Source organism: Bacillus sp. JJ1609, assembly GCF_036967045.1.
GTDB lineage: Bacteria > Bacillota > Bacilli > Bacillales > Cytobacillaceae > Mesobacillus.
Genome location: NZ_JBALSS010000025.1, coordinates 4,065 through 11,573, shown reverse-complemented (window position 1 = coordinate 11,573; position 7,509 = coordinate 4,065). Strand labels below are relative to the sequence as shown.

General features: G+C 44.5%; 9 protein-coding genes. 3 read left to right on the top strand and 6 right to left on the bottom strand.

Going from position 1 to position 7,509, the window contains the following annotated elements:
• Positions 1–107: 107 nt before the first annotated feature.
• Positions 108–470: a HesB/IscA family protein gene (locus tag V7654_RS17800; protein WP_335432043.1), complete on the bottom strand. Its 363-nt coding sequence runs from the start codon at positions 468–470 to the stop codon at positions 108–110.
• 188 nt (positions 471–658) lie between these two features.
• On the opposite strand from V7654_RS17800, the gene V7654_RS17795 reads away from it, so the two are divergent.
• A complete protein-coding gene (locus V7654_RS17795; protein WP_335432042.1) occupies positions 659–1,348 on the top strand; it encodes a DUF2225 domain-containing protein in 690 nt (229 codons plus the stop codon).
• Between the two features lie 80 nt (positions 1,349–1,428).
• Here the strand turns inward: V7654_RS17795 and V7654_RS17790 are convergent, their stop codons facing one another.
• Entirely contained in the window at positions 1,429–1,668 is a 240-nt protein-coding gene (locus V7654_RS17790) for a YuzB family protein (RefSeq protein WP_335432041.1), read from the bottom strand.
• Positions 1,669–1,913: 245 nt separating this feature from the next.
• Between V7654_RS17790 and V7654_RS17785 the strand changes: the two genes are divergently transcribed.
• The gene (locus tag V7654_RS17785) at positions 1,914–2,981 is read left to right on the top strand and encodes an NAD(P)/FAD-dependent oxidoreductase (RefSeq protein ID WP_335432040.1); all 1,068 of its coding nucleotides are present in this window, start codon (positions 1,914–1,916) and stop codon (positions 2,979–2,981) included.
• A 235-nt stretch (positions 2,982–3,216) separates the two neighbouring features.
• Here V7654_RS17785 and V7654_RS17780 read toward each other — a convergent pair whose 3' ends face one another.
• Positions 3,217–3,543 (bottom strand): YuzD family protein, encoded by a 327-nt coding sequence (locus V7654_RS17780; RefSeq protein ID WP_335432038.1) that lies wholly within the window; start codon positions 3,541–3,543, stop codon positions 3,217–3,219.
• Between the two features lie 152 nt (positions 3,544–3,695).
• Between V7654_RS17780 and V7654_RS17775 the strand changes: the two genes are divergently transcribed.
• Entirely contained in the window at positions 3,696–3,932 is a 237-nt protein-coding gene (locus V7654_RS17775) for a NifU family protein (RefSeq protein WP_041966137.1), read from the top strand.
• A gap of 60 nt (positions 3,933–3,992) precedes the next feature.
• Here the strand turns inward: V7654_RS17775 and thrB are convergent, their stop codons facing one another.
• From thrB to V7654_RS17760, 3 genes are read right to left on the bottom strand one after another with little or no spacing between them, the layout of a single operon-like run.
• Positions 3,993–4,931 (bottom strand): homoserine kinase, encoded by a 939-nt coding sequence (gene thrB, locus V7654_RS17770; RefSeq protein WP_335432037.1) that lies wholly within the window; start codon positions 4,929–4,931, stop codon positions 3,993–3,995.
• Complete coding sequence (gene thrC / locus V7654_RS17765; RefSeq protein ID WP_335432036.1) at positions 4,928–5,989, bottom strand: threonine synthase; 1,062 nt, start codon at positions 5,987–5,989, stop codon at positions 4,928–4,930. The genes thrB and thrC overlap by 4 nt, the downstream gene beginning before the upstream one ends.
• Positions 5,986–7,284: a homoserine dehydrogenase gene (locus V7654_RS17760; RefSeq protein WP_335432035.1), complete on the bottom strand. Its 1,299-nt coding sequence runs from the start codon at positions 7,282–7,284 to the stop codon at positions 5,986–5,988. Before V7654_RS17760 ends, thrC begins: the two co-directional genes overlap by 4 nt.
• Between the last annotated feature and the right edge of the window lie 225 nt (positions 7,285–7,509).

Sequence of the window (7,509 nt, the reverse complement as noted above, 5' to 3'; positions counted from 1 at the left end):
CGAGGGGCTAGGCGCTGGAGCTAGACAATTTTCGAAGTGAAATTTATGCTTTCTTATTAAATAATTTCTACACAAAAAGCAAGGTCCGCAGACCTTGCTTTTTTCTTTTAACATTCTTCAGGCGTGCCTTCACGAGTAGCTGTCTTGAAGCTTGAACCGCAGCCACATGAAGCGATCGCATTCGGGTTGTCGATCGTGAAACCACCGCCCATCAATGATTGCTTATAGCTGATTTTCGTACCCATCAGGACAGGCGCACTTTCCTTATCGACAAGGATGCGGATGCCATGCTGCTCTAATTCGATGTCCCCTTCTTCCACTTCATGAGCAAAACCCATTCCGTATGAAAGACCGCTGCAGCCCCCGCCTTTTACAGACACACGCAGATAAGCGTCCTCTGTTTCATTTTGTTTCATCATATCTTTAACCTGCAATGCAGCTTCTTCTGTAAGAATCACAATGTTTTCCATAAAATAAAACCTCCTTGATCCCTTCTTTATTATAGTATATACAGTGTTTTTCCAATCCTCAACCAATCAAGCTGAAAAAAGAATTATAGGATTATTTTTACAAGATTTATCCCCGTTCGCTTAGTTTAACTGGTATAATGTACCTAAGTTTCCCACCAAAATAATAGGTAATTCGGCAGGTGATGGCGTTGGCACAGTTAGAACCGTTATATGATAAAAAGTATAAATGCACCATGTGTGAACAGCCTTTTACGACCAAAAAGGTGCGTTCCCGATTCGTGAAAGTCCTCAGCTATGACACTGATTTCGCCCCCCTGTATTCATTAGAATCCGTGAATCCTAATTTATACTATGTTAATGTCTGTCCAACTTGCGGCTTTTCTTTTACCGATGAGTTTAGCACCTATTACCCTCCAGGCTCTAAAAAAGTCATTACCGATAAAATCTGCAGCCAATGGGTGCCCCATGACTTCAGCAGAGAGCGTACAATCCAGGAGGCAATTAATACCTTCAAACTGGGCGCCTATTGTTCAACATTAAAAAAAGAAAAGCATATTGTTACAGCAGGGCTATATATAAGGCTTGCCTGGCTTTACCGTGTACTGTCAAATGAAGAACAAGAAATGCGCTTTCTGAAACTAGCTCTTGCTCATTACACTGAATCGTTCAGTACTGGTGACTACAGCGGGACCCAGGTGTCCGAATTGAGGCTGATGTATCTGATTGCCGAGCTTTCAAGGAGCACAGGCAACAGTCAGGATGCTGTCAGATTTTTCTCCAGGGTGATTGAGAAACAAAGACAGTCAGTTGAACCGCAAATCATCCAAATGGCGAAGGATCGATGGCAGGAGATGCGGGAAGAACAAAAAGTATATTAAACGAATCGATTTATGTGGAAGGTCTAAGCAGAAACATAAAAAACAGGCTGGCATTGGAGTTCCATGCCAGCCTGTTTATATTAAAACATTGGGTTTTCGTCCAAATATTGATAGATATTTTCAACCAGTTCCTCGGGTGTTTCCCCTGTGACAGGGTCTCCATTAACTAGCGCAAACATGGCTTGCGCGCATTTCCCGCAGTAACCGAGGCAGCCATATTCGATTACGTCAAGATCCGGATCTCTCTCCAGCTCCGCCCTCGCTCTTTGCGCTCCGCTCGCGAGGTTGCTTATGCAAAATTCAATGATAGGCTTTATCATTTTTTTCACCTCTCTACTAATTTTTAATCGTACCTTTTTTCGGAGAAATCGTCAATTTCTCTGGCTCTAATCGTTCCATAAAATTGTTGTTATTTTGTCACAATTTCGTTATACTTTTTATGGTGTTTAATCGAAGCAGAAAAATATAGTAAAATAATTTAAAATGTATCCGTTTACGGTTTTTTAAAACGAGCTGGAAAAACTTCATTAACTGTCTTTTGAAGAGTTAAAAAGGGGAAATTCACATGAAAAATCTCGTTATACTAGGCGGCGGCTATGGCGGCATGCGTGTCCTGCAAAAATTGCTGCCGAATGACCTGCCAGAAGATGTAACTATCACATTGATTGACCGTGTTCCTTACCATTGTTTAAAAACCGAATATTACGCTCTGGCTGCTGGTACGATTTCCGACCAGCATATAAGAGTAGCGTTTCCTGAGCATCCCCGCCTTAAGGTTAAATATGCGGAAGTTACTGCCATAAACATTGAGGATAAAAAGGTTGAACTCAAGAATGGCGAGGCTGTTGATTTTGACGATTTGATCATTGGCTTAGGGTGTGAGGATAAGTATCACAATGTTCCGGGTGCAGATATCTTCACATACAGCATCCAATCAATTGAGAAGTCACGTTCTACCTACCAGGCACTCAACAATTTGCCAGCAGGTTCAACAGTCGCGATTGTCGGAGCAGGCTTAAGCGGAGTTGAGCTTGCGAGTGAATTAAGCGAAAGCCGCAAGGACCTGAAAATTAAGCTCTTTGACCGTGGAAACCATATCCTATCAGCCTTCTCTGAAAGACTGAGCACATATGTGGAAAACTGGTTTGATAATCACAATGTTGAGATTATCAACAATGCTAATATTACTGAAGTACAAGAAAATGTATTATACAACCATGATGAACCGATTGTCTGCGATGCGATTGTTTGGACTGCGGGCATTCAGGCTAACAGGCTTGTTAGGGAAATGAATGTTGAAAAAGACGGGATGGGCAGAGCCCTGTTGACTCCTCAGCACAATATCCCCGGCAATGAACATGTCTATGTCGTCGGAGATTGCGCGAGCTTGCCTCACGCCCCAAGCGCACAGCTTGCGGAAGGCCAGGCAGAGCAAATCGTCCAGGTTCTCCAGAAGCGCTGGAAAGGCGAACAGCCGCCCGAATCTTTCCCAGTGATCAAGCTGAAAGGTGTCATAGGCTCACTTGGAAAGAAACACGGCTTTGGACTCGTTGCAGAACGCCCGATCACAGGACGCGTCGCACGATTGCTGAAGTCAGGCATTCTTTGGATGTACAAGTACCATAATGGATGATGATAAAACCCGGGCACATGTGCCCGGGTTTTCATTTTGAAAACTGGAAAAAATCATTCGTTTTTTCCAGTTCGCCAAAAAAGTTGTGAACTTCGCCAATATAATAAAACCCCGTCACTAAATTGATAGACTCTCCCAATCAAATTACCTAATCCCATCATTTAAAATAAATTTTTCATAATAAGATAGATAAACGCATATAAAAAAGCACCCCATTTTGGAATGCTTATCTCTTTTAAGCCGGAACATACCCATATTTCTCGAGCTCCGCGTAAATCGTCTTCAATTTTGGGTTGCCTTCGCCGACAATCTTGCCTTCAAGCAGGACTACAGGATAAAACATATCCTCTTCAATTACTCTTTCAGCAAATTCTTTCTTGTCTTGCTCTGCTGGAGGATTGTATATATCAACATAAGTGATCTTAAATGGCTGGTCCGTATATTTGCGGCTGATCGCAGCTTCAAGCCACTCATATGTCTCTTTTGATGATGGCATGTTGACGCAGCTCGGGCACAGTACTGCCGCTCCGTAAACGACAATTTCGACCTGTTTTTGCTCCATTATCAATTACCCCCTGGTATTTTCTTTTATTTTACTATAGGATGGTATGGTTGCATAAGGAAAAAACAGTTGTTTAGTGGATTTTCAGTTTATTCAATAGATTTTTCTGGCTGATGTGATTATAATAAGTATTATGAAAGGAGTCGATTTGCATGACTGAACAACAAATGTTTGAGCAAGTACAGGAAGTATTAGATAAATTGCGCCCATTCCTTCTTCGTGATGGAGGAGACTGTGAACTAGTTGACATCGAGGACGGTATTGTAAAACTTCGCCTGCTTGGTGCATGCGGCAGCTGCCCGAGTTCCACAATCACACTAAAGGCTGGAATTGAACGCGCCCTTCTTGAAGAAGTACCTGGAGTAGTAGAGGTTGAGCAGGTATTCTAATGACCATAAATACAAAGCGGTTTTGCCATCGCCGGCAAAACCGCTTTTTTTGTTATTTTTTTAAAAAATTTGACACCCATCCTTATCAATCTTAAGCCGGTGAATCTCAAATCCGGAAAGTTCATTTTGCAGGGACTCAGCTAACGCCTCGCCCTTCCCAGGTTCCGCGAGGCAAAGCAGCGAAGGGCCAGCACCGCTCAACGCAATACCAAACGCCCCAGATTCGGCCGCCTTTTCCTGTACATCCTCATAAAAAGGGATGAGATCTTTCCTATATGGCTGATGGAACAGGTCAGCAGCCATCATTTTTCCGGCAAGCTCCCATTGCTGTGTCATCAATGCCGCAAGCAGCTGGTTTGAGATCGCACTTGCTTGTACGGCGCGTTTAAATTCAACCACTCCTGGCAGCACATCGCGTGAAGCTTCCGTCAGCAGTTCTTGGTGTGGGACAACGAGAACTGGATCAAAATCAATGCCATCCAATCTCGTTAGGTTCACTTCATCGCCAACCTCGCTGCCAACGACAAACCCGCCAAACAGGCAAGCCCCTGCATTATCGGGGTGTCCCTCCATCTTTGTCGCAATCCGCAATTTCTCCTGGCGGCTCAGCTGCAGACCGCAAAACAAATCGGCCAGCTCAATACCCGCCACAATCGCTGCTGCACTTGACCCCAGGCCCCTGGCAAGCGGAATATCACTTTTAATTGAAACCTTCAAAGCAGGCATTTTCTGCTTGTACATCTTGGCGGTATTGATTGCAATCTGCGAAATATAATTTTGTTCATCTCTGGGAAAATTCTTTAAAGCACCTGATAACGCTGTAATTTCCCAGCTGTCACTCCTCTCTGCTTGCAAAACCAAATACAAGCTTAAAGCGACACCAACTGAATCAAAACCAGGGCCAAGGTTAGCTGAGCTCGCAGGCACTTTTACAGTAACAACTTGCTTTTTAATAGAGGAAGAACTTCCTCCAGCTGTTGGCTCTTCCACTTCATTCATTGGCGGACAACTCCCCTGATATGCTCGCTGACAAGCTGTTCATCATTAGGCAGTACCACTGGTGAAATCATGCTACTTTCGATTGCAGTTGCAGGATCCTTTAACCCATTGCCTGTCAAAACAGCTACGATTCTGGAGCCTCGGGAAATCTCGCCTCTCTGTAAAAGCTTATGAATGCCAGCAAGTGATGCGCAAGAGGCCGGCTCGGCAAAAATCCCTTCAGCAGAAGCTAGTTTACTGTATGCCTGCAGAATCTCGTCATCAGTGACGAAGTCAATTTCGCCTTTCGAATCCTGCTTGGCATTGACTGCTAAATCCCAGCTCGCTGGATTTCCAATCCGGATTGCCGTCGCAATTGTTTCCGGCTGGTCAATTGGACTGCCTTTGACAATTGCGGCTGCACCCTCTGCTTCAAATCCAAACATACGAGGAAGGCCCGTGCCTTTCATAGAATGATATTCTTTGAACCCTTTCCAATACGCGCTGATATTTCCCGCGTTGCCAACAGGGATTGCCAAAATATCTGGTGCCTCCCCTAGCTGGTCGCAGATTTCAAACGCAGCTGTTTTCTGTCCTTCAAGGCGGTATGGATTCACCGAATTCACAAGAGTGACCGGTTCTGTCGCGCTGATGGCTCTCACCATCCTTAATGCTTCATCAAAATTCCCCTCAATGGAAATGATGCTCGCTCCATACATCACTGCCTGGGCAAGCTTACCCATGGCAATTTTACCTTCGGGAATGACAATGATGCACTGCAAGCCTGCTCTTGCTGCATAAGCAGCCGCAGAGGCAGACGTATTGCCAGTGGATGCGCAAATGACGGTCCTGCTGCCTTCCTCCTTTGCTTTGGCGACCGCCATAACCATCCCTCGATCTTTAAAAGAACCCGTTGGATTGGCTCCCTCCACTTTCGCGAACAGGTCAATCCCCCACTCCTCTGAGAGCCGATCCAGCCTGATTAATGGTGTGTTCCCTTCATTTAGCGTTAGTAAAGGGGTGTTCTCATTGACTGGCAGGAACTCTTTGTATTCACTCAGCAGACCGCGCCACCTCATGCACTGACACTCCCCTCGACTCTGTAGGAACTTTTGATTTCTTTAACAACAGGCAAATCACGAAGTTGCATTAAAATATCTTCATAGTTTCTTAGAGAAGCCTTGTGTGTTACCACAACAATTTCTGCTAATTCCTTTTCTTTTAAAGGCATCTGAAGAATCTTTTCAAAGCTTACATTGTAGTTGGAAAATAGAGATGTAATTTCCGCGAATACACCAACTTCATCATGTACATGCAGGCGGAGGAAATACTTTGAATGCACCTCGCCATCGTCCTTAAGCTGCTTTTGATATTGCGGTGTGACAGAAGTGCATCCATTGACGCCTAGACGCATGTTCTTGACTACTCCCACAAGGTCTGAAACAACAGCCGTCGCTGTGGGCAGGCTTCCTGCACCGGGACCATAGAACATCGTCTCACCTACAGCCTCGCCATATACATAGACAGCATTGTATTCATTATGGACCGAAGCTAGCGGGTGTGAATTTGGCAAAAGAGCTGGCTGGACACTTACCTCTACCTTATCATCCTCGCGATGGGCAATCCCAAGCAGCTTCATTGTATAACCAAGCTGCTTTCCATATTGAAGGTCTTCTTCAGTGATCTCAGTTATCCCTTTAACTTTGACGTCATCAAGGTCGATTTTCATTGAGAATCCTAACGACGCCATAATCGCCATCTTCCTGGCTGCATCCAGGCCCTCTACGTCCGAAGCCGGATTTGCTTCTGCATATCCAAGCCTCTGGGCATCCTTTAACACCGTTTCATAGGCAAGGCCTTCCTGGCTCATCTTTGTTAAAATATAGTTAGTCGTACCATTAACGATTCCCATCATCTTTGTAATACGGTCTGATACAAGGCCTTCTGCAAGGCTCCTTAAAATCGGGATCCCTCCAGCAACACTCGCTTCAAAAAATAGGTCACACCCGTTTTCATGTGCAACAGTCAATAGCTCTGAACCATAAACTGCCATCAAGTCCTTATTCGCTGTCACAACATGTTTTTTCATTCTTAATGCCTCAAGTAAATGTTCACGCGTATTTTCGATGCCACCCATTACCTCAATCACTACATCAATTTCCGGGTCATCGATAATGTCAGCTGGATCCACCGTCAAGAGAGAAGAATCGACCTTCACTGTTCTTTCCTTTACTGGGTCCTGTACGAGGATTTTTTTCACCTTCACCGGACAGCCGACCTGATGCATCAGTTTATCCTGATGGTTCTCAATAATTTTCACTACCCCCGAGCCAACTGTGCCTAATCCTAGAAGTCCAATTGAGATTACCTGCATTTTTTCTTCCCCTCTCCTACTGTCCGCTATAAAAGAACAACTGTTTATATATAGTAGACATTATAATTTCCTTAACCTGCTTTTACAAGGAGTTTTTAGAGAGCCAATCCTATGTAAACGCTTAATCATATGCGGCTCTAGGCAGAAAAATTTTGAATTTTTAAATAAGAGGTCCCTGTTAAACAAGGCTGTTGATTTTCGTTCCAGGCGCTTCGCTTTCCGCGG

Excerpts from the sequence above, each read along its gene's own strand:
- V7654_RS17785 (WP_335432040.1), top strand. The coding sequence starts at position 1,914 with ATGAAAAATCTCGTTATACTAGGCGGCGGCTATGGCGGCATGCGTGTC.
- V7654_RS17780 (WP_335432038.1), bottom strand. The coding sequence starts at position 3,543 with ATGGAGCAAAAACAGGTCGAAATTGTCGTTTACGGAGCGGCAGTACTG.
- V7654_RS17760 (WP_335432035.1), bottom strand. The coding sequence starts at position 7,284 with ATGCAGGTAATCTCAATTGGACTTCTAGGATTAGGCACAGTTGGCTCG.
- V7654_RS17775 (WP_041966137.1), top strand. The coding sequence starts at position 3,696 with ATGACTGAACAACAAATGTTTGAGCAAGTACAGGAAGTATTAGATAAA.
- thrB (WP_335432037.1), bottom strand. The coding sequence starts at position 4,931 with ATGAATGAAGTGGAAGAGCCAACAGCTGGAGGAAGTTCTTCCTCTATT.
- V7654_RS17790 (WP_335432041.1), bottom strand. The coding sequence starts at position 1,668 with ATGATAAAGCCTATCATTGAATTTTGCATAAGCAACCTCGCGAGCGGA.
- V7654_RS17800 (WP_335432043.1), bottom strand. The coding sequence starts at position 470 with ATGGAAAACATTGTGATTCTTACAGAAGAAGCTGCATTGCAGGTTAAA.
- thrC (WP_335432036.1), bottom strand. The coding sequence starts at position 5,989 with ATGAGGTGGCGCGGTCTGCTGAGTGAATACAAAGAGTTCCTGCCAGTC.